Here is a 21,810-nt window from a genome sequence, read left to right as displayed (position 1 = left end):
TTTAGTATTACATATGGATATTCAAAAACTACAACGTCTTGTGATTGATGCACTTGAAGATGTCAAAGCACAAGATATTAAAATTTTTAATACAAGCCACTTGACGGGCTTATTTGATCGGGTCATTATTGCAAGCGGTACTTCCAATCGCCAAACACGTGCCTTAGCACGTAGCGTTATTGATGCCGTACGGGAACATGATATAGAAATTATTGCCTTAGAAGGTGAAGAAAGTGGTGAATGGGTATTACTCGATATTGGTGATATTGTAATCCACTGTATGCAGCCTGCTATCCGCGCTTATTATAATTTAGAAGCAATTTGGGGTGGTAAGCCTGTACGTGTGAAATTACTTCCACAATCTACCCAACCTGTTGCAACACCACTTTATAACGATAGCGCTTTTGATGATAACGACTAAAAAATGAAACTTTACATCATCACCGTAGGCAATCGTATGCCCAAATGGGTAGAGGAAGCATGGCAGGATTACGCTAAACGTATGCCTAACGATTGTACGATTGAGCTAAAAGAAATCAAGCCAGAACCACGGACAAGTGGTAAAACACCTACTCAAATGATGGCAGCAGAAGCCAAACGCATAGAAGCTGCCATCCCTGAAAAAACCTTAAAGGTCATTCTTGATGAACATGGTAAAGATATAACCACGGTACAACTTGCTCAACATCTGGAACAATGGAAAAACAGCGGACAGGATATTGCTATTATTATCGGTGGGCCCGATGGTTTAGATAACACCATCAAAAATACAGGTCATCTTAAACTTCGTTTATCTTCCCTTACACTTCCCCACCCTATGGTACGCATTTTATTAGCCGAGCAACTCTACCGTGCATGGAGTATTACCGTTAATCACCCCTATCACCGAGCATAATAAGGATATTTTTACCATGCATCATTTAAATCATATAGAAGCCCTTTTTCCTATGATTTATTTAGCTTCTGCTAGCCCCAGACGACACGAATTACTGAAACAAATTGGTATTGCTCATGAAGTATTACAGGTGCCTCAACCTCTTGGCGAAGATGAACCTCAACTTCCTGATGAACTCGCAAAAGACTATGTACAACGCACTGCCTTAAAAAAAGCACTTCGTGCCAAAGCCTATATTGAAGAACAAGAACTATGGGTACGCCCTATTCTATCAGCAGACACCTGTGTGATATTGAATAATCAGGTTCTTGGCAAACCCGTTGATGCGTCACACGCAGCACGAATACTAGGCCAGCTTTCAGGGAAAACACACGAAGTCCATACTGCCGTTGTACTTGCTTATCGCCAACAATTACTCAAAACGGTTTCTATTACACAAGTAACCATGCGACCACTTAGTGTTAAAGACATTGCACTATACGTTCAAAGCGGAGAATATGATGGGAAAGCCGGTGCTTATGGTATCCAAGGTTTAGCCTCTGTATTTATTGAAAAAATAGAGGGTAGCTATAGCGGTGTAATGGGATTACCGCTATATGAAACATGGAGTTTATTGCAGCAATTGGGGAGATAGATATCCCATCACCCCTCATTTAACTTTCGTGATAACTCTTTAGGTAGAGGAAAAGAAACATTTTCCTCAATACCTGCCACTTTACGCACAGAGATTGCCCCTAATGCTTTTAAGCGATTAATAACATTCTGAACCAGCACTTCTGGCGCAGATGCACCAGCAGTAATACCAATTGATTTTTTATTCTCTAACCATTCAGGTTTAATCATATCGGGATCATCAATCAAATAAGAAGGGCAATCCAAACGATCCGCTACTTCTCGTAACCGGTTAGAGTTTGAACTATTCACACTACCAACAACAAAGAATACATCACATTGTGGTGCCATCATCTTGACTGCATCTTGACGATTTTGTGTCGCGTAGCAAATATCACTTTTCTTAGGAGCTACGATAGTAGGAAAGCGTTTATGTAAGGCTTGAGTTACCTTAGCCGCATCATCTACTGATAAAGTGGTCTGGGTAACATAGGCAAGGTTTTCTGGGTTTTCCACCACAAGATTTTCAACATCTTCAGGGGTTTCAACTAAATACATACGTCCTGTCGCTTGACCTAACGTCCCCTCTACTTCAGGATGTCCCTTATGCCCAATCATAATAATTTCATGACCAGATTGATGCATTTTTTTAACCTCTACATGCACTTTTGTCACCAAAGGACAGGTCGCATCAAAGACTTTTAACCCTCTTTTTTCAGCATCTTCTCGTACAGCTAATGAAACCCCATGTGCAGAAAACACAACGATAGACCCTTTAGGCACTTCATCTAGCTCCGCTACAAAAATAGCGCCTTTATCTCTTAAAGATTGCACAACAAAACGATTATGTACAATCTCGTGGCGAACATAAATAGGTGCGCCATGTAGCTCTAATGCACGCTCTACAATATCAATCGCGCGATCCACACCTGCACAGAACCCCCTTGGTTCTGCCAGTAAAATTTCAGCATTTTGTGGCATTAAAGTACTCCAATAATGGTAACATCTACTTTTAAATCAATCCCCGATAAAGGGTGATTAAAATCAAAAATAGCATTATCCCCTTCAAATCGTTTAAAAAGGCCTGAGAATTTACCGCCATTAGGTGCAGTAAACTCCACTAAATCATTTTCTTCAAAAACGGCTTTTTCTCCAGCATTAGCATAGAGCATAGCTTTAGTAACCGCTTGGATTAAATCAGGATTTTTCTCACCAAAGGCTTCGGCTGCTTTAAGGTAATAGGTAAACGAATCCCCTTCTTGATGCCCTACTAAAGGGGTCTCCAAAGACTCAGGCCACTGCCCCATTCCCATCTGAAGTGTTGCAGGATTACCATTATACGTATCGATAAATACAGACCCCTTACCCTCTCCAGAGTCAAGTGTGATACGGTAATTTAAGGTTAAATAAGATTGAGGGTGGACAATTTGATGCAAAGTACTATTATTTTCACTCATTTTCTGGCACGCTAACGGAAAATCTAAATAAACTCTATTTTAATCAAATATTCACAGGTATTTTTATAATATGACCTCTTTACCCATCATTTCTCTTTCTGAGCGTCCTAGAGAACGACTGATTAAGCATGGTCCAAAAGTACTTAGTACCGCCGAACTATTAGCGATTATTATCAGTACAGGCACAAAGGGCAATAATGTTCTCAACTTTTGTGATACCTTATTAGAGCATTTTGGCGGTATCCGAGCCTTACTCAATGCCTCTAGTGAAGAATTAAGCCATATTAAAGGCTTAGGTAATGCCAAAATTTCTCAATTACTTGCACTAAAAGAATTAGCCGCTAGAGCATTGGAAGAACCGCTTCGACAAGACAATATACTCAATCAATCCACCGCTGTTAAAAATTATTGTATTCACCATTTAGGGCATTTAGAGGTTGAACATTGTTATGCCTTACTCCTCAATAAAGGGTTTAAATTGATACATACGGCTATTTTGGCAGAAGGGACAATTGATCAGGCACAAATTTACCCAAGAGAAGTATTAAAGTTAGCCTTACGGTTTCATGCCACTTATATTATCCTCGCACATAACCACCCATCAGGCTCTCTTGAACCTAGTCATGCTGATTTACAGATTACCGATCATCTAAAAGAAGTTTTAGCACTCGTTGATATAAAATTACTGGATCATATGATTATTGCCAATGGTAAAGCGGTTTCTTTAGCAGAGTTAGGGTATATTTCTTCATAAAATAAGTAAAATATCCCCTATCTTATGTTGTCTATGAGCAACCAAAATATTAATAAAACTACTTTTTATCTATTAAGTAGAAATTTTTCATTTATTTTTTGATATAATAGCCAATTCCAAACTTGGATACGTTGCTGATCACAGACGATTGGCTGGCGACCCATTCAATCTTTAAGGACTTAAACATGAAAGAAGGCATTCACCCAGAATACCGTGAAGTAGTTTTCTTAGACCTACAAACAGGTAATAACTACATCATTCGTTCTACTGTACAAACTCGTGAAACAACTGAAATTGATGGCAAAACATACCCTCTTTTCAAATGTGACGTAACAGCAGAATCTCACCCATTCTATACTGGCGCACAAACACGTATCGTTGAAACTGGTCGTGTTGAGAAATTCCGCGCTCGTTTTGCTCGTACAGCGGGTACACTCAAAAAATAATTTTCGCCTTTCAGGCCTAGAAAAGCAGCTTAATAGGCTGCTTTTTTTATTGATGATATACCCTTTCCCTATGCCTTAATCACCTTTTGGTGTCACATTTATTCTAGGGAAAATTTGCTTTATAATAAGCTCACTTAAATTTTAAAACTAATAAATATTGAATGACATTTGCTGAAAGAAAAACTCCTGCCAGACTCGCTAGTCCAGCCGCCAGAAAACTACCCAGAAAAATATTATTTTGGGTAATGATTGCCTATATTATCGCTGGTTTATATGGTCGTGATCCATGGAAAACAGATGATCTTGTAGGTATTGCAACCATGATGTCTGCTTTAGAAGAGAATCATTGGTTAAGCACTTATATTGGTGTATTACCTTACCCTGAACTAGGCCCTCTAACGCATATTATCGGTGGCGTTTTTATCTATCTTTTTAGTCCCTTATTTGAGTTTTTTGTCTCCCCTGCACAGGCACATAATATTCTTGCCGCACGTTTGCCGAATTTTTTCTATTTTTTTAGTATGCTATGGGGTGTTTGGTATGGAACGTATCTATTAGCCAGAAGACCAGAAGCACAACCGTTACATCTTCCTTTTGGTGGAGAACCAAACCCCCGTGATTATGGACGAATGATTGCTGATGTTGCACTATTATTCCTTTTAGCTTCAGTTGGCATTGTCATTCGTTTACATGAAACCAGTTATTTTCCCCTTTTAATGGCAATTTACGGTGTTGCTTTTTATGGTTTTGTACGCTTTTTAGATCACCCCACACAAGGTAGCTTGGTGCTAGGTACTATGTTAGTGGCGGCCTTTATGACACGAGGGGTAGTCGGTGTAACACCCTTATTGCTCGTTTCACTTTCTCTATTTATTACCCGTATCTATAACCTCAGATTAAAGGTTTTCTTATTTATTAGTCTTCTCTTAGCCACTTTATTAAGTGTTGTATGGCTAGCAAGTACCTATAATATCGACCCTGAATGGGTAGTAAACTGGTGGGATTATCAACGTCAGCTTTTTTCTCTTTCCCATTGGTTAGAAACCCCTAAAAATCTAAGAGACTTATCTTGGTTCTTATGGCCTTGCTGGCCTTTTGCATTACTGGCTTTATGGAACTGGCGCCAATGGTTTGATACACCTCATATTTTTATTCCAACCAGTTTTGTTATTGCCAATCTACTAGTTATCTTTACCACGGCACGCGCATTTGAACCCGAATATGCACCATTAACCATTGCTTTTGCTATTTTGGCAGCATTAGCTATCCCTACCTTAAAACGTAGCCTTATCAATTTACTTGACTGGTATTCGATTATGGTGGTTTCTTTTGCCTTAATCGCTATCTGGGTCGGTTGGGTAGCCCTGCATTTTGGTATTCCTCAACAAATTCACCACAATATTATGCGTTTAATTCCGGGGTTTGATACCCGTATTTTATGGATTAACGTCATAGCAGGGATTATTATTTGTATTTTCTGGTATAGATTAGTCGCTTGGCGAATTAAATCCAATCCTAAAGCGATGTGGCGAGGATTAACACTTGCAGCAGCAGGTACAACCATCACATGGTTTTTACTATCGGCTTTATGGCTACCTGCTATTAACTATAACCGTTCTTATCGCACCGTTGGTGAATCTTTTGCACAACTTAAATTACCTGCAAAAACGTGTATTAGAGGAGAAAATCTCGGTGAAGGGCAACGGGCTGCTTTTTACCTCTTCGGTAATGTGCATTTTTCTCAAGATGAAGCTTGCCGTTATATGCTACTCCAAACCAATAAAGAATCATTACTGAATTCTTCTTTCAAAAATCCTAGCATTATTTGGCAAGGACAACGTGATAGCGAACGGCATGGGGAAACTTTCCTCTTGATTGATTTAAAAACACAAAAATAATTACTTTCTTCCAAGCGTCGTTTTATAATGGCATAGAACGACGCTATTTCTTTTATACTCTCCTATGAGCACAATCACTCGACGTATCCAAAAAAACCTTATTCATCAGGCATGGCCTATTTTTATTGCCAGTCTTGCTGGTGTCTCTTTTGGTGTATTAGATACCATGATGTTAGGGAATTTTAATGCACAGTCCTTACAGGTTATCAGTTTAGCGGCTTCTATTTATATTACTGTAACCGTTAGTTTAATGGGGGTTATCCATGCGCTTATCCCTATGTTTTCTCAATTATTCGGTGCAAATCAAAAAACAGAAATCGGCATACTCTGGGGACAAGGGATTTGGTTAGCATTTATTATTTCACTGATTGTAGGGCTTGCACTACTTTTTCCTGATATTTGGTTAAGTATTTCGGGTAATATTGCAGAGAATGTCAAAGAAGAAATTAAAACCTATTTACGCATCACTTTCTTTGCCATGCCAGCAACGTTGATGTTCCGTGCTGTTTATGCCTTATGTACATCAACCTCACGCCCTAAACTCATTATGTATATCAATGTGGCAAGTATCTTTATTAAAGCATTTTTTAATTGGGTACTTATTTTTGGGCATTTAGGTTTACCCGCCTTAGGAAGTGTAGGAGCAGGTCTCTCTACTTTAATCGTAAGTTGGTTTACCCTACTTTTCGGATTATGGCTTATTTTCTCAGATACTTATTATCACCAATTCTCCCTTAAATTAGGATTACCACAATGGAAGTACTGTAAAGATATTCTTAAATTAGGTATTCCGATGGGAGGTTCTTACTTTGTAGAAATTAGTGCTTTTACCTTTATGGCACTCCTTGCTGCTCGTGAAGGTGTACATGTATCAGGCGCACAACAAATTCAAATGAACTTAGTCGCCCTACTTTATATGCTACCGCAGTCTATTGGTGTTGCCACCGCAGCACTTTCTGCACAAGCCATTGGACGACAAAATTATATTCAATCTCATTTTATTAGCCTACAGGGGCTATGGCTTGGGCTTTTAGGTGCAATACTCACCATACTAGTTATCTATTTTGGTAAGCCTTATATTGTCTCTCTTTATACAAATGATCCACAGGTCGCCATAATGGCAGCTAGCCTACTTTCTATCGTGCCTTTATTTCATTTACTGGATTATTTTCAATGCGATATTACCTATATTCTACGCGCCCATAAAGTCGCTACCATCCCCTTTATTACACAAGCTGTATTACTCATTGGTCTTGGGCTTGGCGGTGGTTATTACTTTGGCTATGGAGCAGGCAAAGGAGAATTAACTTGGTTAGGTGATATACTTACCCCCGGTGCGGCTGTTGGGGTTTCAAGCCTATGGATAATGTGTTGTGCTGCCCTATTGCTATGTGGTTTTATCCTTAGTATTTGGTACTATATTATTATTCAACCCCATCTTAAAAAGTCTAAAATAGGAGCAGCCGCTTTACAATAAAACGCCTTGTATATCTAACCCTCACTTTAGCCTGAGGGTTATTAAAAATAGCTTAGATTCTCCCCTTTAATAACTGTTTATAATCTACAAAGGTAAGCTGTATATTTTCTACCATATTACCTCAGTATAACCCTATTATTGTCATTAAATTTTCACACGCTATTTTTAGAATAGGAAGCGAAGTTTATCAGTCTTAACAGGAGAAAACAATGACTAAAACTTTCAATCCTATTTTTGCTTTATTAGGTCTTTCTTTTGGTTTAATGGCAACTACTGCTCATGCAGAGATGCCACGCGTAGCGAGTGGTGATATTCTAACTATCGGTGGTGCTAAACGTTTAACTCAAAATAATCATGATGAATTAGCACAACTATTAACGCAGCATAAAGCTAAGAATGTTATTCTGCTTATTGGTGATGGCATGGGTGACTCTGAAATTACCATTGCTCGTAATTATGCTGAAGGGGCTGCTGGTGCTTTTAAAGGGTTAGACGTACTTCCCTTTTCTGGCCAAATCACCACATATGCTATTGATAAAAAGACAAAACTTATTGATCATGTAACTGATTCTGCAGCTTCTGCTACTGCATGGAACTCAGGTATCAAAACTTACAATGGTGCAATTGGTGTTGATGTCAATGGTAAAGCTGTACCTAATTTAATTGAAATTGCCAAAGAATTAGGCAAAGGAACAGGAAACGTCACTACCTCTGAAATTCAAGATGCAACACCTGCTGCACTATTAGCTCACGTTAGCCAACGTAAATGTTATGGTCCTGTAGCAACTGCTGAACGTTGTCCAGAAAATGCTTTAGAAAACGGCGGTTTAGGCTCTATTACAGAGCAATACCTAGTTTCTCCTCCTGATATTGTGTTAGGTGGTGGACGCAAAACATTTGATGAAGTCAGCCAAGGTGGCGATTCAAAAGGTCAAACATTATGGCAACAAGCACAACAAAAGGGTATCCATATTGTTGAAAATACCGATGCACTTAACGCTTTAACACCACAAACTAAGTTCCCTATTCTAGGTTTATTTGCCAAAGGTAATCTACCTGTTCGTTGGTTAGGTGGTCAAGCCACTATCGAAGGCAATAAAGAGCAACCTATTGAATGTCAAGCAAATCCTGATCGCACAGCAGATATTCCAAACCTTGCACAAATGACAGGAAAAGCAATTGAACTTTTAAAAGAAAATCCAAATGGCTTCTTCTTACAAGTTGAAGGTGCTTCTATTGATAAACAAAATCATAAAGCCAATCCATGCGGTCAAATGGGTGAAACTGTTGATTTAGACGAAGCGGTTCAAGTCGCACTTGATTTTGCACGTAAAAATGGTGAAACTTTAGTTATTGTTACGGCTGACCATGCTCACACTAGTCAGCTTGTTCCTAATAAAGCAAAACCAGCTGGTTTACATCAAACACTCAAAGCAAAAGACGGTTCTATCATGACAATCAGTTATGGCACTAGTCTAGAAGCGGATGAGCAAACACATACAGGTAGCCAATTACGTATTGCTGCTTATGGTCCTAAAGCCTATCGCTTCTCTGGTTTACTTGATCAAACCGATACATTCTTTATTATCAAAGAAGCGTTAGAGGGGAAATAATCCCATCAATAATCATTATGACAAGGTAAACTACCTTTTAACACAATGATTTCCCTCTAAAAAAATGACCGTCTATTTTAAATATAGACGGTCATTTTCTTTTATGTGCTATTTATATATTATTCATCAATAAACAATAGCACCCATTATAAACCTTTAGGAATACGAATTTTCTGACCAGGGAAAATTTTATTTTCATCTTTAATCACTTCTTTATTCGCTTCTACAATCGCTTTATATTTTGCACCATTACCATATGCTTTTTCAGCAATTTTCCAAAGTGTATCACCTTTTTGAATGATATAGAATTCTTCATCACCAGCTACTTTTTCACCATTGGCAACAACGACAGCATCTGCATTAACATGTGTAACACCCATTACATTACCGACCATCAGTACCGCCTTTTCAAGCGCACTCGCTGTGGTTGCAACACCCGTAATCTTCGCTTCACCATTCTCAACGGTTACTTGAACATTTTCAACCCCTGGATTATCTTCAGCCACATGTTCTGTTACTGCTTTAGAGGCTTCCTCTTCTTTGCTAAATAATTTACGACCAATGTCAGCAGCAAAATCAAATAAACCCATTATCAATCTCCTATAAAAGATAAATTTTTACAAAAATCGCCCTATAGCGTAATTCTTCATACTACCCCATTAGAGGCGGTTATTAGCGTATCACAATTTTAAGTCATTTCTCCTTCTTCACTCTATTCAATGATTGAAAAATAGCTATTCACGGTATTAATGTTCTATTTATACCACTGTTTCACTCATACCCCTTTTATTTTTATAAATTAACTATTTATTTTTCTTGTCTTTTTTTAGTTTTTCCTATAGAATGGCAGACTAACCTTTAAAGGGTTAATTTTCTACGAAGGCAGGTCTGGGCCAACAATCAGATCTTTTAACTTAACGAGGTGTTAATTATGGCAAAAGTATGCCAAGTAACCGGTAAACGCCCAATGACCGGTAATAATGTTTCTCATGCAAACAACAAAACTAAGCGTCGCTTCTTACCTAACCTACAAACTCGCCGTTTCTGGGTTGAAAGCGAAAACCGTTGGGTTCGTTTACGCATTTCTACTAATGCTTTACGCACCATTGATAAAAAAGGCATTGATGCAGTAATTGCTGAAATGCGTGCTAACGGTCAATCAGTTTAAGCCTCGGGTGCTTAAATTTTATTATTCCCTAGGAGCTTAAAATGGCAAAAGGTATTCGTGAAAAAATCAAACTAGAATCAACAGCTGGTACAGGTCACTTCTATACAACGACCAAAAACAAACGTAACACACCAGACAAAATGCTCATCAAAAAATACGACCCCGTTGCTCGTAAACACGTTGAGTACAAAGAAACTAAATTGAAATAAGCATTTAGTCAAAAAAACCTCATCAAATTGATGAGGTTTTTTGTTGCTAGGCACTATCACCACTTCTTACGATACAAATTTATTTCTAAACAAAAATACCCTCGCTATCATAAGGTTTTATGCCAAGAATAACGAAAAAACTCAAGCCTTTTTCACAAATTCTGATTTCAAATCCATACCGCTACCGTCAATCTTACACGCAATATTATGATCGCCCTCTTGTAAACGGATTCCTTTTACTTTAGTCCCTTGTTTAATCACCAAAGAGCTACCTTTTACCTTTAAATCTTTGATTAAAACAACCGTATCTCCATCTTGAAGAACGGTACCATTAGCATCTTTAACCACGAACCCTTCATCAAGCGTATCAAGCATCTCTCCTTCTTGCCATTCATAGGCACATTCAGGACAGACTAATTGCATCCCATCATGGTAAGTAAGATCAGAATGACATTGTGGACAATTTGGATATGACATAATTTCCTCTAAAATAATCTCTTTTTATGATGATTATTCAGTTTACCTAAGAGACACCTAGATAAACTGAATGCATCAATTTACAACCACTATTGTTTAGATAGCTTGCGTTCTACGCACTAACCAATCTAATGCATCACCCTTAACCAAAGGTTTTAATCGTGCTAAAACTTCAGCATGATAAGTATTCAACCAATCAATTTCTTCTTGCGTCATTAAATGCTTATCAATACAACGTGTATCAATAGGGCATAAGGTTAAGGTTTCAAATTTTAAGGTATCAACAAACTCTGTTTTCTGATGTGCTACCGTTACCACAAGATTTTCAATACGAATACCCCATTTTCCTGCACGATAAACACCGGGTTCGTTAGAAGTAACCATTCCCTCTTTCATCTCAAGATGAGAAGCACGGTAAGCACGGTGTGCAATCACTTGAGGGCCTTCATGTACATTTAAAAAATACCCTACACCATGCCCTGTTCCATGCCCATAATCTAAACCCATCTGCCATAACGGGGTACGCGCAAGCGTATCTAATAAAGCAGAGGGATAATCACGAGGGAAAACAGCTCTTGATAAGGCAATCATTCCTTTTAATACCGCAGTATAATCTCGTTTTTGCTCTGCACTTACTTCACCGACTGGTACAACACGCGTAATATCGGTTGTACCATTAAGGTATTGACCTCCTGAGTCAATTAATAATAGGCCATTACCTTTAATTTCAGCAAAATTTTCTGATGTTGCTTGATAATGAGGCATAGCACCATTTGCATTAAACCCAGCAATGGTGGCAAAACTAGGACTAATATGATGTGCTTGACGGGCGCGTGCTTGACAAATTTGCTCATCAATGGTTAGTTCTGTTATGGTGTCACCACGCTCTAGTGCTGCTTCAAACCACGCAAAGAACTCACATAATGCAGCCCCATCTTGTTCCATTGCTTGTCGAATATGGGCAATATCTTGAGGGGTTTTTTCTGCTTTTAACAAACGGGTTGAATTTACCTTTCTAATCACTTTCTCGCACGAGGTTACCCCTAAAGCAAGTGCTACTCTATCAGGATCAATCCATAGCGATTGCTCTTTCGGTAGATTTCTAAGCATTAACCCTGCTGATACATAGTCTTTTACTAAAACACCATCACCCGCTAATTCTGCTTCAATCTCTCGGCTGATTTTCCCTCTCGGTACAAAGAGTACAACATAGCTTTGTGAAATTAAGGCATGGGCTAAAAAAACAGGATTATATTCAACATCAGACCCACGTAAGTTAAATAACCAAGCAATATCATCTAAAGAAGAAATAAAATGCCAATCTGCTCCCTCTTTTCGCATCATTTCTCGCACATTCGCTAATTTTTCTGGACGACTTTGGCTAACAAACGTTTTATCATGAACATAAACTGTCTGTGTTGGTAAGGTTGGTCTGTCTTGCCATAATGTAGCGATAAAATCTTCATCTATAAAAAGACTGACTGATAATGGCGCTAATTTTTCTTCTAATTGCTCCGCCTGCTTTAACGACATCATAAAGGGGTTAAAACCTATACGTGCTTCCTTGGGTAGGTGCTGAGCAAGCCAATCATCCATATTCAATACATCTGGCTCACCCGATTTCATTAACTCAATACCCGTATCCTGAAGCTGGGTTTTAGCCTGTTCCCAATAACGACTATCCACCCATAATCCAGCAAAGTTTTCTGTAACAATAACTGTTCCTACTGACCCTGTAAATCCACTCAACCATACACGTTGTTGCCAATAGTCTGGTAAATACTCTGATAAATGCGGATCTGCCGAAGGTACAATCCATGCATCAACTTGATGATTCTTCATAAGTTGACGCAATTGGGTTAATCGTTCTTGAATAAGTTGGCTCGACATATATTCCTCCCATATAAAAACAAAAGATATAGTATTGTATAACTAATTCACATAAATAGTTGCAGAATAATGCATTACATTTCACTTGGTTTACATTCAAAAAGAATAAGCTATAACTTTATGACATGATAAAAGTTATATAGATAAATATATCATGCCTTCAGCAGAGCAATTATTCAAGCAACTTATACAGATAAAAATCTGTTCTCTATTTAGCTCTTCCACTCACCATTGTTTTATACAAAAATAACCTTTCTCCAAACGTTTTATCAAATTCAATGATTATTTTTCATCAATCTTTGATATACTTTTTCTACAAAAATTACGCTTATTACAAGGATTATTTATGATACGTTTTGCGATTATTTTTGCGGCTCTCTCTGGTCTTATCGCTGTAGCATTGGGTGCATTTGGTATGCATGCACTTAAAGAAGTCGTATCTCCTGAAAGACTCTCTACTTGGCAAACGGCTGTATTTTATCAATTTATTCATACCATAGCGATTATTGGTGTTATCGCTCTTTCACATCATCTCAGCCCACTTTGGAAAAAAAGCATTCTCCTTTTTATATTGGGCATACTATGCTTTTCAGGTAGCCTTTATACGCTTGTACTTGCTGATGGTATTGGTAAATTTGCCCTTATTACACCTATGGGAGGACTATGTTTTATTTTTGGGTGGCTATGTTTAGCATTAAGTGCTTTACCAATAAAATCCAATACATAATTTGATTTATCATTGTTTGATAAAAGCTTTTTTAATTATCCATAAAAAAACGGTATTTGATTAGAATACCGTTTTACAAAATGATGTATCACCATAAATAATTTTCTAAACTACTACATGCCATTATACACAGGCCCTTCTCCACCCTGAGGAGCTATCCATATAATATTTTGAGAGGGGTCTTTAATATCACAGGTTTTACAATGAACACAGTTTTGTGCATTAATCTGTAGCTTATCCTCACCATGTTCATCCTTAATAAACTCATACACTCCCGCAGGACAATAACGTTGTTCAGGCCCTGCATATACTGCTAAATTCACTTTAACAGGAATCATTGGATCTTTAAGTGTTAGATGCACGGGTTGATTCTCTTCATGATTAGTATTAGACAGAAAAACTGAGCTTAATCGATCAAACGTTAATACACCATCTGGCTTCGGATAACCAATCTTAGGCATTTGGGCAGCAGGCTGTAAACAGGCATAATCAGGTTTCTGGCGGTGAATTGTCCAAGGCATTTTACCCTTAAAGACTTTTTGCTCAATACCCGTCATCACTGTACCTACCACAAGCCCTTTTTTAAACCATTGTTTAAAATTACGTGCCTTATTAAGTTCTTCATATAACCAAGACGATTGGAAAGTCTCCACAAATGACAGTAATTCATCTCGAGAACGATTTTGTTTTAATGCCTCAACAATCGCCTCTGCTGCTAGCTGACCACTCTTAATTGCTGCGTGGCTACCTTTAATACGAGAGGCATTAAGAAAACCCGCATCACAACCTACTAAAATACCACCGGGGAATACCGTTTTAGGTAGCGATAATAACCCTCCTGCTGTGATTGCACGCGCACCATAGGCTATACGCTTACCCCCCTCAAAATAGGGTTTAATACTAGGGTGTGTCTTATAGCGCTGAAACTCTTCAAATGGAGATAACCAAGGATTGGCATAATCCAAACCAACAATCATACCAACAACGACAAGATTCCCCTCTAAATGGTATAAGAATGCACCACCGTAAGTATCACTCTTTAAAGGCCAACCTGCCGAATGGATAACTAAACCAGGTTTTGATTGAGCAGGGTCAATTTCCCACATTTCCTTAATACCAATACCATAGCTTTGAGGATCTTTACCTTCATCAAGATGATATTTCTCAATTAATTCTCGCCCTAACTGACCTCGTGATCCTTCTGCAAAAATCGTATATTTTGCGTGTAGCTCCATACCTTGTTGATAATGGGCAGAATACGAACCATCACGATTTACACCCATATCACCCGTTGCAATCCCTTTGACAGCACCATTTTCATCATAGATAATTTCAGTGGCAGCAAACCCCGGAAAAATCTCTACCCCTAAATGCTCTGCCTGTTCTCCCAGCCAACGTACCACATGACCAAGACGCACCACATAATTACCCTCATTTTTAAAACAGTCTGGTAGTAAACTATGCGGTGTCTTATACGCTTTATTTTCCGTTAAAAATAAGAAAGCATCCTCTGTTACACTAGTATGTAATGGTGCACCTTTTTCTTTCCAGTCGGGAATAAGCTCAGTCAATGCTCGCGGATCCATCACAGCACCAGAAAGAATATGAGCCCCTACTTCACTTCCTTTTTCAAGCACACAAACAGAAATATCTTGCTGATTTTCTTGTGCTAACTGCTTAATTCGGATAGCAGTCGCTAAACCCGCAGGACCTGCACCAACCACCACTACATCATAATCCATTGATTCACGTTCTGACATTTGAGAGAAACTCCTTATGCTACCTTTATTGATACTGTTTACTAGAACCACGCTATCTCTTATCTATAGATAAAATATAAGAGCATCATAACTATTTATTGCTGCTTTTTTAGCGTATATAATCCATACTAACCGCATCAATGATACCAATATTAAGATAGCTCTGCAATGTGTCTTTTAACTATTTAAACTTTATTCTTCATTGCAAGAAAATAAGGGGATTATAACTATTTTTACAAATTGGGCTTTTAAACAATATAGCAGTATATTTTTAATAAAACTCCCATATTTAAGCGAGATAATAGAAAACTATTTTTATTTTCAGTAATTTGTAAAAATCCTTGAGACAATACCTTTTTTTCAGTAGAATGGAAAAAGGTTCTTTACTCCCAAAGAATCCATAGTAACCCTACTACTACAATTTATATCCTACTATGCGCTTTATTTCTTCCTTAACCCAAAGGTTAAGTGTTCCTGCTCGATATTTTTTGATAGGGAGCATAATAACCTTTCCTACGATTTGGTCAACGAGCTATGCTCAAAATATAGATCCAATAGGACAGTTTTTATCTGCAACCGATACCTCTGATGCACAGTGGTCAGTTCAAGTTTCAGATCCTATTGGTAACTTAATCAATCAAGCAAAGATTGATCGTCTGAATAAAGATGCCTCTATTAGTGTATCTGATTCTTCAAATTCAAGCACTCTTGCTCAAGCAGCTTTAAATTACGTTGGTGTACGTTACCGTTTCGGTGGGGCTACGCCTAAAGGATTTGATTGTTCAGGTCTTATTTACTACACCGCCAATAAATATATGGGTATTGAGTTACCTCGTACCAGTGCTTCAATGGCAAAAGTAGGAGAATCCGTTACACGTGATGACTTACAGCCCGGTGATTTAGTCTTTTTTAACACTCGCGGTTTCCGTAATTCTCATGTCGGTATTTACTTAGGTGATAACAAATTTCTACACGCCCCTCGTACAGGTAAACCTGTTCAAGTCGAAAAGATTGCTGGTTACTGGGATAAGCGTTTTAACGGTGCTCGCCGTTTAACCGCTAAAGCATCTAGCCTAGCACAACATTAATTAATGAGAGTTAAGAAGTTTTATCGATAAACCTACTCATTTCATTAATAAAAGCACATTATGCATTAGTCAGCAATGTGCTTTTTGTCTTTTTACCATCTATAAAATTTATACTAAATAGCCATATTACCCACTATCTCTGTCTCTTTATAAATTAATAAAAAAAGACCCTCATTTTCATGAGGGTTATCAAATTTACGGATTTTTCAATTAGGCTTCTAATATCAATAGATAGTAAGGCACTCTCCCCTAAAGGAATATCACGACTACCACATAAAGGATAAATACGATCAGTTATCACGCTACTTATCACTCACCATAAATTATCCCTGATAGTCATCACCAAACCATACTTGTACACTTGGTTGATTTTTAATAAAAATTGAGTATTGTGTTTGTTCACCAATCTGCTTAGCTGATATGCCAATCAATGACCATAACACCATCAACCCTACAATCGCCATTAATACATGATTTAATAAACGCATTTTGATTTCCTTTTCGCCAATTTTCTACAAACCACATTACTCAATGTTATCTATCATTTTTTACGATTAGGACATTGTGCACATACATGTGGGCATTGCTCTAACGCTTGTTGCATACTACAAACAGAACGTTTACAAGCCACAATGGGGATATTTTGTTTCTCAGCAGCAGAACGAAAAGACTTCATCACATTATGCCCAAGAAAATCCGTTAATAAAATTAATAACTGTGTACCACTCGGTAAAGATAAATTTTTCTTCTGATGAGAAGGGTCTCTCCCCGTAATATGTTTATTAATCTTAATATTATGAGCTTTTAATACATCAGGTAAATTACCTAAGCGGTCAGCCCCCACCACTACTGCACTCATTGATAAAGGTAAATCCATGTTATCTCCTAAATAATTTCAGATATGTTTATCATGTTTTTATATTCTAAATGAGAATTATTATCATTTCAATAGCTTTTCTCAATTATTTTAATAATTTTTTATAATCGCCTAGGGAAAACCACAATTATCGTAGTAACATAATATACTTATAATGAAACAAACGTTTGTTTTAATCTTATCTATTTAAATGTTAATGATATTTATTTAAATTCTATGACTAAACTACGTAAAGCAGATATCACGAAACAAGCCATTCTAGACACAGCAGAGCGCTTATTTGTCGAAAAAGGGTATGAGGGGACATCAATGCGTGATATTACACAAACTGCACAAGTTAATCTTGCCGCAATCAATTACCACTTTGGCAGTAAAGATCAACTGATTATTGCAGTAATGAAACGTCGTTTAGGCGCGATTAACAATGAACGATTACGTTTGTTAGATGCATTAGAGGCAGAATCTGCACGAACAGGGCACTTAATTAAGCCCTCTCAGCTCGTCAATGCCTTTTTTGGGTCATTACTTGAGCATGCTGGTGATGAACACCATGATGGCGGTATTTTTTTACGTCTTCTTGAACAAACGATGGTAAACCCCAGCAGCTTTATTAGCGCTATTGTGGCAAAAGAAAATGCATTAGTATTTAAACGCTATAAACAAGCCTTTTTTAATGCCCTCCCAAGCGTACCCGAAGAAGAAATCATTTGGCGATTCCAATTTATGTTGGGCGCAACCTCTTATGCTATCTCAGGCATTCAAGCATTATTAGAAGCGGCTGAACACAGCCCCAATTCCACCAAATTATATGATCATTACGACAACAAACTAAAACCACGTTTGTTAAGTTTTATTTTAGGAGGTTTACGTGCGCCTTTACCAGAATTTGAAACAGTTCCGTAAGGATAAAATTAGTAAGCGTTTATTTAGTTTTTTTAAAACCGTTCAACCTGCGATGTCATCAACTGAAAAAGATGCTATCGAAGCAGGCACAGTCTGGTGGGATGCGGATTTATTCAGTGGAAAACCCGACTGGAAACGCTTTCAATCCTTTCCTAAACCCCAACTAACAGCAGAAGAAAAAGCCTTTATCAACAATGAAGTACAGCAAGTATGTGCGATGGTTGATGAATGGAAAGCCACCACTATTGACTATGATTTAGATAGTGCTACATGGGACTATATTAAAAAGAATCTTTTCTTGGGGATGATTATTCCTAAGGAGTATGGTGGACTTGGTTTTTCTGCCTTTGCTCATGCGGAAGTTATCACACAATTATCAACTCGTAGCTCGGCACTAGCTGTTACTGTTATGGTACCTAATTCACTAGGCCCTGCTGAACTACTGATTCATTATGGTACTCAAACACAAAAAGAGTATTATCTTCCTCGTTTAGCCGATGGACGAGAAATTCCTGCCTTCGCACTCACAAGTCCATGGGCAGGCTCTGATGCCGCAGCCATTCCAGACTCAGGGATTATCTGCAAAGGAGAATGGCAAGGGGAAGAAATCCTCGGTATTAAAGTCACTTGGGACAAACGCTATATTACCCTTGCTCCTATCTGCACCCTTTTAGGCTTAGCATTTCGCCTCTATGACCCTGATGGTTTACTAGGCGACAAAAAAGATATCGGTATTACTTGTGCCTTAATCCCTCACGATCACCCGGGTGTTGAAATTGGTCGGCGACATTTCCCACTAAATACCGTCTTTATGAACGGCCCTACTCGTGGTCATGACGTTTTTATCCCCATGGATTTTGTGATTGGTGGTGTAGAGATGGTTGGTAAGGGTTGGCGAATGCTGATGGAATGCTTAGCCGCAGGACGCTCTATCTCACTACCCTCTGCTAATGTAGGTATTAGTCAACTTGCCCTCCGTACCGTAAGTGCCTATGCAAGAGTACGTCAACAATTTAATTTAAGTATTGGCCGCTTTGAAGGGGTAGAAGAAATTCTCTCTCGTATGGCAGCCCAAACTTATACGGGGAATGCCGTACGTGTTATGACAGCAGGAGCAGTCGATTTGGGTGAAAAACCCTCTATCCTATCGGGTATTGCCAAATACCATGTTACCGAAATGGGTCGAAAAGTCGTTAATGATGGGATGGATATTATTGGCGGAAAAGGCATTTGCTTAGGCCCTTCAAACTTCCTAGGTAGAGGCTATCAACAACTTCCTGTCGGCATTACGGTAGAGGGGGCGAATATCCTGACACGCAATCTTATCATCTTTGGACAAGGGGCTATCCGTTGTCACCCCTATATTCTGAAAGAAATGCAATCGGCAAAAGAAACCGATAAGGAATTAGCACTCAAACATTTTGATGTTAATATATGGGGACATATTACGCATACCTTTAAAAATATGGGACGTAGCCTCTTATCCAGTCTTATTGGGTCATGGTGGACATCAGTACCCATTCAGGTAGATCCTGCCACACGTCATTATTACCGATATATCAACCGACTTTCTAGTCTATTTGCCTTTATGGTCGATATGTCTATTGCAATATATGGTGGGGATCTCAAAAAACATGAAAAAATTTCTGCTCGTTTAGGCGATATTCTTTCTCATTTATATTTAGCAACCGCCACTCTAAAATATCATGAGAATCAAGGACGTCCTACAGAAGATTTACCCATTGTTCACAAAGCAGTACAAGAGCAGTTATACCTTGCACAAGAAGCATTATTTCGTATTTATGCTAATCTTCCAAACCGTTTAATTGGCGGTATCTTGCGCATAATGGGTTTTATGTGGGGACGTGTTTTTACCAAACCATCTGATAAACTAGACCGCCAGATTGTTGAAAAATTACTGCAACCTAGTGCCACAAGAGAGCGTCTTACTGCTAATTGCTTTATCCCTAAGGCAGAAAAAGAACCTATTGCCTTACTGGAAAAAGCCTTAGTTATCGCTATTCAATGTGAACCATTAGATGCACGTATCCGTCAAGATAACAAAAACGGCATCTTTAAAAATGATGCTCGTGCTAATGTTCGCGATATAGCAGATATCGCTTTTGAGTATGGTCGTATTAATGAAGAAGAGTATCAACTACTTCAAGAACGTAACCGTTTACGAGATGCTGTTATTAAAGTAGATGATTTCCCCTTTGATTTAACCAAACCTACTGCTTTTATGCAATTTCATTCATAAGGAAAACCCATGTCATTTAAAGCTGTTTATATCATAGATGGGGCACGCACTCCTTTCTTAAAAATGCGTGGTGGTAGAGGGCCTTTTTCTGCGGCTGACCTAGCTGTTCAAGCGATAAATCCCCTTATGCTACGCCAACCTTTTAAGGCTTCTGATTTTTCAGAAGTGATTGTAGGTTGTGTTAGCCCTACTCCTGATGAAACAAATATTGGACGAGTAGTAGGACTTCGGATAGGAACAGGGTATAAAGTCCCTGCTTGGACTGTCATGCGTAATTGTGCATCAGGTATGCAGTCCATAGATTCTGCTATTGCCAATATCCAAACAGGACGTTCAGATCTTGTACTTGCAGTTGGTACGGAAGCACTTTCCCGTTCACCTGTTCTCTTTTCTGAACAAGCCGTTGATTTTCTAGCTAAATTTAAAAGTGCAAAATCATTAGGACAAAAATTTTCTCTTCTAAAAACCTTTAAATTACGCTATTTAAGTCCTGTATTTGGTTTACTCAAAGGCTTAACAGATCCTATTTTAGGCATATCTATGGGGCAAACCGCTGAAAACCTTGCCTACAAATTTAATATCTCTCGACAAGAAATGGACGCATTCAGCGCTCGTAGCCATGAACGTGCTATTCGAGCACAAAATGATAAAAGTTTTCAAGCAGAGCTTATTCCTATCATTGACACAAAAGGCAAGCTATATCAAGTAGATGATGGTATTCGTTCTGACTCTACCATTGATAAACTAAGTAAACTTAAACCTGTTTTTGATAAACCAGCAGGAAATATTACCGCGGGCAATAGTTCACAAGTTACTGATGGTGCTGCCGCATTAATTTTAGCCAGTGAAGAAGCTATCAAAAAATGGAATCTACAACCTATTGCCAAAATTATTGATACACAATGGGCAGCACTAGACCCCGGTGAAATGGGGCTAGGTCCTGTACATGCGTGCGCACCTATTTTAGAACGGCATCAGCTTAGCATTGATGATATTGATCTATGGGAAATCAATGAAGCATTTGCCGCACAAACCCTAGCTTGCATTAAAGCATTTAATGATGAGACTTATTGTCAAACCCATTTTGCACATCATGCCTTCGGTTTAGTTGACCAAGATAAACTGAATGTCGATGGGGGGGCAATTGCCATAGGTCATCCAGTGGGTGCATCAGGTACACGAATTGTCTTACACCTGATCCATGCCCTAAAAAAACGTCAGTTAAAACGTGGCTTAGCCAGTATTTGTATTGGTGGAGGTCAAGGTGGTGCTATGCTTATCGAAATTATGGAGGAGTAA

Annotated in this window: 23 protein-coding genes; 15 read left to right on the top strand and 8 right to left on the bottom strand. The window is 38.4% G+C overall.

All coding sequences use genetic code 11. The annotated features are described in order from the left end of the window. Positions 1 to 13 precede the first annotated feature (13 nt). From rsfS to F9B76_RS09805, 3 genes are read left to right on the top strand one after another with little or no spacing between them, the layout of a single operon-like run. Positions 14 to 421, top strand: coding sequence for a ribosome silencing factor (rsfS, locus tag F9B76_RS09815; RefSeq protein WP_159991947.1), 408 nt, complete (start codon positions 14 to 16; stop codon positions 419 to 421). Between the two features lie 3 nt (positions 422 to 424). Next, the gene (rlmH, locus tag F9B76_RS09810) at positions 425 to 895 is read left to right on the top strand and encodes a 23S rRNA (pseudouridine(1915)-N(3))-methyltransferase RlmH (RefSeq protein ID WP_159991946.1); all 471 of its coding nucleotides are present in this window, start codon (positions 425 to 427) and stop codon (positions 893 to 895) included. Positions 896 to 911: 16 nt separating this feature from the next. Then, complete coding sequence (locus F9B76_RS09805) at positions 912 to 1,529, top strand: Maf family protein (RefSeq protein WP_159991945.1); 618 nt, start codon at positions 912 to 914, stop codon at positions 1,527 to 1,529. Between the two features lie 8 nt (positions 1,530 to 1,537). On the opposite strand, the gene ispH is transcribed toward F9B76_RS09805, so the two are convergent. Next, positions 1,538 to 2,488, bottom strand: a complete 951-nt coding sequence (gene ispH, locus F9B76_RS09800; protein ID WP_159991944.1) for a 4-hydroxy-3-methylbut-2-enyl diphosphate reductase — start codon at positions 2,486 to 2,488, stop codon at positions 1,538 to 1,540. Continuing rightward, positions 2,488 to 2,964, bottom strand: coding sequence for an FKBP-type peptidyl-prolyl cis-trans isomerase (locus F9B76_RS09795; protein ID WP_159991943.1), 477 nt, complete (start codon positions 2,962 to 2,964; stop codon positions 2,488 to 2,490). Before F9B76_RS09795 ends, ispH begins: the two co-directional genes overlap by 1 nt. A 70-nt stretch (positions 2,965 to 3,034) precedes the next feature. Between F9B76_RS09795 and radC the strand changes: the two genes are divergently transcribed. The 5 genes from radC to phoA all read left to right on the top strand — a co-directional run bounded on the left by radC (position 3,035) and on the right by phoA (position 9,152). Then, on the top strand, positions 3,035 to 3,718 hold the full coding sequence (radC, locus tag F9B76_RS09790; RefSeq protein ID WP_159991942.1) for a RadC family protein: 684 nt from the start codon (positions 3,035 to 3,037) through the stop codon (positions 3,716 to 3,718). Positions 3,719 to 3,903: 185 nt separating this feature from the next. Then, positions 3,904 to 4,164 (top strand): type B 50S ribosomal protein L31, encoded by a 261-nt coding sequence (locus tag F9B76_RS09785; protein ID WP_159991941.1) that lies wholly within the window; start codon positions 3,904 to 3,906, stop codon positions 4,162 to 4,164. A gap of 161 nt (positions 4,165 to 4,325) precedes the next feature. Continuing rightward, the gene (locus F9B76_RS09780; RefSeq protein WP_159991940.1) at positions 4,326 to 6,062 is read left to right on the top strand and encodes an ArnT family glycosyltransferase; all 1,737 of its coding nucleotides are present in this window, start codon (positions 4,326 to 4,328) and stop codon (positions 6,060 to 6,062) included. Positions 6,063 to 6,126: 64 nt separating this feature from the next. Further along, the gene (locus F9B76_RS09775) at positions 6,127 to 7,539 is read left to right on the top strand and encodes an MATE family efflux transporter (RefSeq protein ID WP_159991939.1); all 1,413 of its coding nucleotides are present in this window, start codon (positions 6,127 to 6,129) and stop codon (positions 7,537 to 7,539) included. Positions 7,540 to 7,748: 209 nt separating this feature from the next. Next, positions 7,749 to 9,152, top strand: coding sequence for an alkaline phosphatase (gene phoA, locus F9B76_RS09770; RefSeq protein WP_159991938.1), 1,404 nt, complete (start codon positions 7,749 to 7,751; stop codon positions 9,150 to 9,152). A 146-nt stretch (positions 9,153 to 9,298) separates the two neighbouring features. Here phoA and lysM read toward each other — a convergent pair whose 3' ends face one another. Continuing rightward, complete coding sequence (gene lysM / locus F9B76_RS09765; RefSeq protein WP_159991937.1) at positions 9,299 to 9,742, bottom strand: peptidoglycan-binding protein LysM; 444 nt, start codon at positions 9,740 to 9,742, stop codon at positions 9,299 to 9,301. 341 nt (positions 9,743 to 10,083) lie between these two features. Between lysM and rpmB the strand changes: the two genes are divergently transcribed. Further along, positions 10,084 to 10,320 carry a 50S ribosomal protein L28 gene (gene rpmB / locus F9B76_RS09760; RefSeq protein WP_159991936.1) on the top strand — a complete coding sequence of 79 codons (237 nt, stop codon included), beginning with the start codon at positions 10,084 to 10,086 and terminating at the stop codon, positions 10,318 to 10,320. Between the two features lie 41 nt (positions 10,321 to 10,361). After that, positions 10,362 to 10,529, top strand: coding sequence for a 50S ribosomal protein L33 (rpmG, locus tag F9B76_RS09755; RefSeq protein ID WP_159991935.1), 168 nt, complete (start codon positions 10,362 to 10,364; stop codon positions 10,527 to 10,529). A 141-nt stretch (positions 10,530 to 10,670) separates the two neighbouring features. Here rpmG and F9B76_RS09750 read toward each other — a convergent pair whose 3' ends face one another. Together F9B76_RS09750 and F9B76_RS09745 are read right to left on the bottom strand one after the other, a co-directional pair. Continuing rightward, a complete protein-coding gene (locus F9B76_RS09750) occupies positions 10,671 to 11,006 on the bottom strand; it encodes a zinc ribbon domain-containing protein YjdM (protein ID WP_159991934.1) in 336 nt (111 codons plus the stop codon). Positions 11,007 to 11,102: 96 nt separating this feature from the next. Further along, positions 11,103 to 12,896, bottom strand: coding sequence for an aminopeptidase P family protein (locus F9B76_RS09745; RefSeq protein WP_159991933.1), 1,794 nt, complete (start codon positions 12,894 to 12,896; stop codon positions 11,103 to 11,105). Positions 12,897 to 13,242: 346 nt separating this feature from the next. Here F9B76_RS09745 and F9B76_RS09740 point away from each other — a divergent pair, with 346 nt between their 5' ends. Further along, complete coding sequence (locus tag F9B76_RS09740) at positions 13,243 to 13,623, top strand: DUF423 domain-containing protein (RefSeq protein ID WP_159991932.1); 381 nt, start codon at positions 13,243 to 13,245, stop codon at positions 13,621 to 13,623. Between the two features lie 113 nt (positions 13,624 to 13,736). On the opposite strand, the gene F9B76_RS09735 is transcribed toward F9B76_RS09740, so the two are convergent. Then, positions 13,737 to 15,383 carry an electron transfer flavoprotein-ubiquinone oxidoreductase gene (locus F9B76_RS09735; RefSeq protein WP_201289307.1) on the bottom strand — a complete coding sequence of 549 codons (1,647 nt, stop codon included), beginning with the start codon at positions 15,381 to 15,383 and terminating at the stop codon, positions 13,737 to 13,739. Between the two features lie 434 nt (positions 15,384 to 15,817). Here F9B76_RS09735 and F9B76_RS09730 point away from each other — a divergent pair, with 434 nt between their 5' ends. Then, a complete protein-coding gene (locus F9B76_RS09730; protein ID WP_159991931.1) occupies positions 15,818 to 16,471 on the top strand; it encodes a C40 family peptidase in 654 nt (217 codons plus the stop codon). A gap of 323 nt (positions 16,472 to 16,794) precedes the next feature. Here the strand turns inward: F9B76_RS09730 and F9B76_RS09725 are convergent, their stop codons facing one another. Both F9B76_RS09725 and F9B76_RS09720 read right to left on the bottom strand, forming a co-directional pair. Continuing rightward, a complete protein-coding gene (locus F9B76_RS09725; protein ID WP_159991930.1) occupies positions 16,795 to 16,959 on the bottom strand; it encodes a hypothetical protein in 165 nt (54 codons plus the stop codon). Between the two features lie 53 nt (positions 16,960 to 17,012). After that, on the bottom strand, positions 17,013 to 17,348 hold the full coding sequence (locus F9B76_RS09720) for a DUF2325 domain-containing protein (RefSeq protein ID WP_159991929.1): 336 nt from the start codon (positions 17,346 to 17,348) through the stop codon (positions 17,013 to 17,015). A gap of 216 nt (positions 17,349 to 17,564) precedes the next feature. On the opposite strand from F9B76_RS09720, the gene F9B76_RS09715 reads away from it, so the two are divergent. From F9B76_RS09715 to F9B76_RS09705, 3 genes are read left to right on the top strand one after another with little or no spacing between them, the layout of a single operon-like run. Beyond that, a complete protein-coding gene (locus F9B76_RS09715; protein ID WP_159991928.1) occupies positions 17,565 to 18,251 on the top strand; it encodes a TetR/AcrR family transcriptional regulator in 687 nt (228 codons plus the stop codon). Beyond that, positions 18,217 to 20,511 (top strand): acyl-CoA dehydrogenase, encoded by a 2,295-nt coding sequence (locus F9B76_RS09710; protein WP_243140642.1) that lies wholly within the window; start codon positions 18,217 to 18,219, stop codon positions 20,509 to 20,511. The genes F9B76_RS09715 and F9B76_RS09710 overlap by 35 nt, the downstream gene beginning before the upstream one ends. A 9-nt stretch (positions 20,512 to 20,520) precedes the next feature. Then, complete coding sequence (locus F9B76_RS09705) at positions 20,521 to 21,810, top strand: acetyl-CoA C-acetyltransferase (protein ID WP_159991927.1); 1,290 nt, start codon at positions 20,521 to 20,523, stop codon at positions 21,808 to 21,810.

Origin of the sequence: Pelistega ratti (assembly GCF_009833965.1) — a bacterium.
Taxonomy (GTDB): domain Bacteria; phylum Pseudomonadota; class Gammaproteobacteria; order Burkholderiales; family Burkholderiaceae_B; genus Taylorella; species Taylorella ratti.
Note: the sequence above shows the minus strand (reverse complement) of the source record. Positions and strands in the feature narration are given on the sequence as shown.

Excerpts from the sequence above, each read along its gene's own strand:
- rsfS (WP_159991947.1), top strand. The coding sequence starts at position 14 with ATGGATATTCAAAAACTACAACGTCTTGTGATTGATGCACTTGAAGAT.
- rlmH (WP_159991946.1), top strand. The coding sequence starts at position 425 with ATGAAACTTTACATCATCACCGTAGGCAATCGTATGCCCAAATGGGTA.
- F9B76_RS09805 (WP_159991945.1), top strand. The coding sequence starts at position 912 with ATGCATCATTTAAATCATATAGAAGCCCTTTTTCCTATGATTTATTTA.
- ispH (WP_159991944.1), bottom strand. The coding sequence starts at position 2,488 with ATGCCACAAAATGCTGAAATTTTACTGGCAGAACCAAGGGGGTTCTGT.
- F9B76_RS09795 (WP_159991943.1), bottom strand. The coding sequence starts at position 2,964 with ATGAGTGAAAATAATAGTACTTTGCATCAAATTGTCCACCCTCAATCT.
- radC (WP_159991942.1), top strand. The coding sequence starts at position 3,035 with ATGACCTCTTTACCCATCATTTCTCTTTCTGAGCGTCCTAGAGAACGA.
- F9B76_RS09785 (WP_159991941.1), top strand. The coding sequence starts at position 3,904 with ATGAAAGAAGGCATTCACCCAGAATACCGTGAAGTAGTTTTCTTAGAC.
- F9B76_RS09780 (WP_159991940.1), top strand. The coding sequence starts at position 4,326 with ATGACATTTGCTGAAAGAAAAACTCCTGCCAGACTCGCTAGTCCAGCC.
- F9B76_RS09775 (WP_159991939.1), top strand. The coding sequence starts at position 6,127 with ATGAGCACAATCACTCGACGTATCCAAAAAAACCTTATTCATCAGGCA.
- phoA (WP_159991938.1), top strand. The coding sequence starts at position 7,749 with ATGACTAAAACTTTCAATCCTATTTTTGCTTTATTAGGTCTTTCTTTT.
- lysM (WP_159991937.1), bottom strand. The coding sequence starts at position 9,742 with ATGGGTTTATTTGATTTTGCTGCTGACATTGGTCGTAAATTATTTAGC.
- rpmB (WP_159991936.1), top strand. The coding sequence starts at position 10,084 with ATGGCAAAAGTATGCCAAGTAACCGGTAAACGCCCAATGACCGGTAAT.
- rpmG (WP_159991935.1), top strand. The coding sequence starts at position 10,362 with ATGGCAAAAGGTATTCGTGAAAAAATCAAACTAGAATCAACAGCTGGT.
- F9B76_RS09750 (WP_159991934.1), bottom strand. The coding sequence starts at position 11,006 with ATGTCATATCCAAATTGTCCACAATGTCATTCTGATCTTACTTACCAT.
- F9B76_RS09745 (WP_159991933.1), bottom strand. The coding sequence starts at position 12,896 with ATGTCGAGCCAACTTATTCAAGAACGATTAACCCAATTGCGTCAACTT.
- F9B76_RS09740 (WP_159991932.1), top strand. The coding sequence starts at position 13,243 with ATGATACGTTTTGCGATTATTTTTGCGGCTCTCTCTGGTCTTATCGCT.
- F9B76_RS09735 (WP_201289307.1), bottom strand. The coding sequence starts at position 15,383 with ATGTCAGAACGTGAATCAATGGATTATGATGTAGTGGTGGTTGGTGCA.
- F9B76_RS09730 (WP_159991931.1), top strand. The coding sequence starts at position 15,818 with ATGCGCTTTATTTCTTCCTTAACCCAAAGGTTAAGTGTTCCTGCTCGA.
- F9B76_RS09725 (WP_159991930.1), bottom strand. The coding sequence starts at position 16,959 with ATGCGTTTATTAAATCATGTATTAATGGCGATTGTAGGGTTGATGGTG.
- F9B76_RS09720 (WP_159991929.1), bottom strand. The coding sequence starts at position 17,348 with ATGGATTTACCTTTATCAATGAGTGCAGTAGTGGTGGGGGCTGACCGC.
- F9B76_RS09715 (WP_159991928.1), top strand. The coding sequence starts at position 17,565 with ATGACTAAACTACGTAAAGCAGATATCACGAAACAAGCCATTCTAGAC.
- F9B76_RS09705 (WP_159991927.1), top strand. The coding sequence starts at position 20,521 with ATGTCATTTAAAGCTGTTTATATCATAGATGGGGCACGCACTCCTTTC.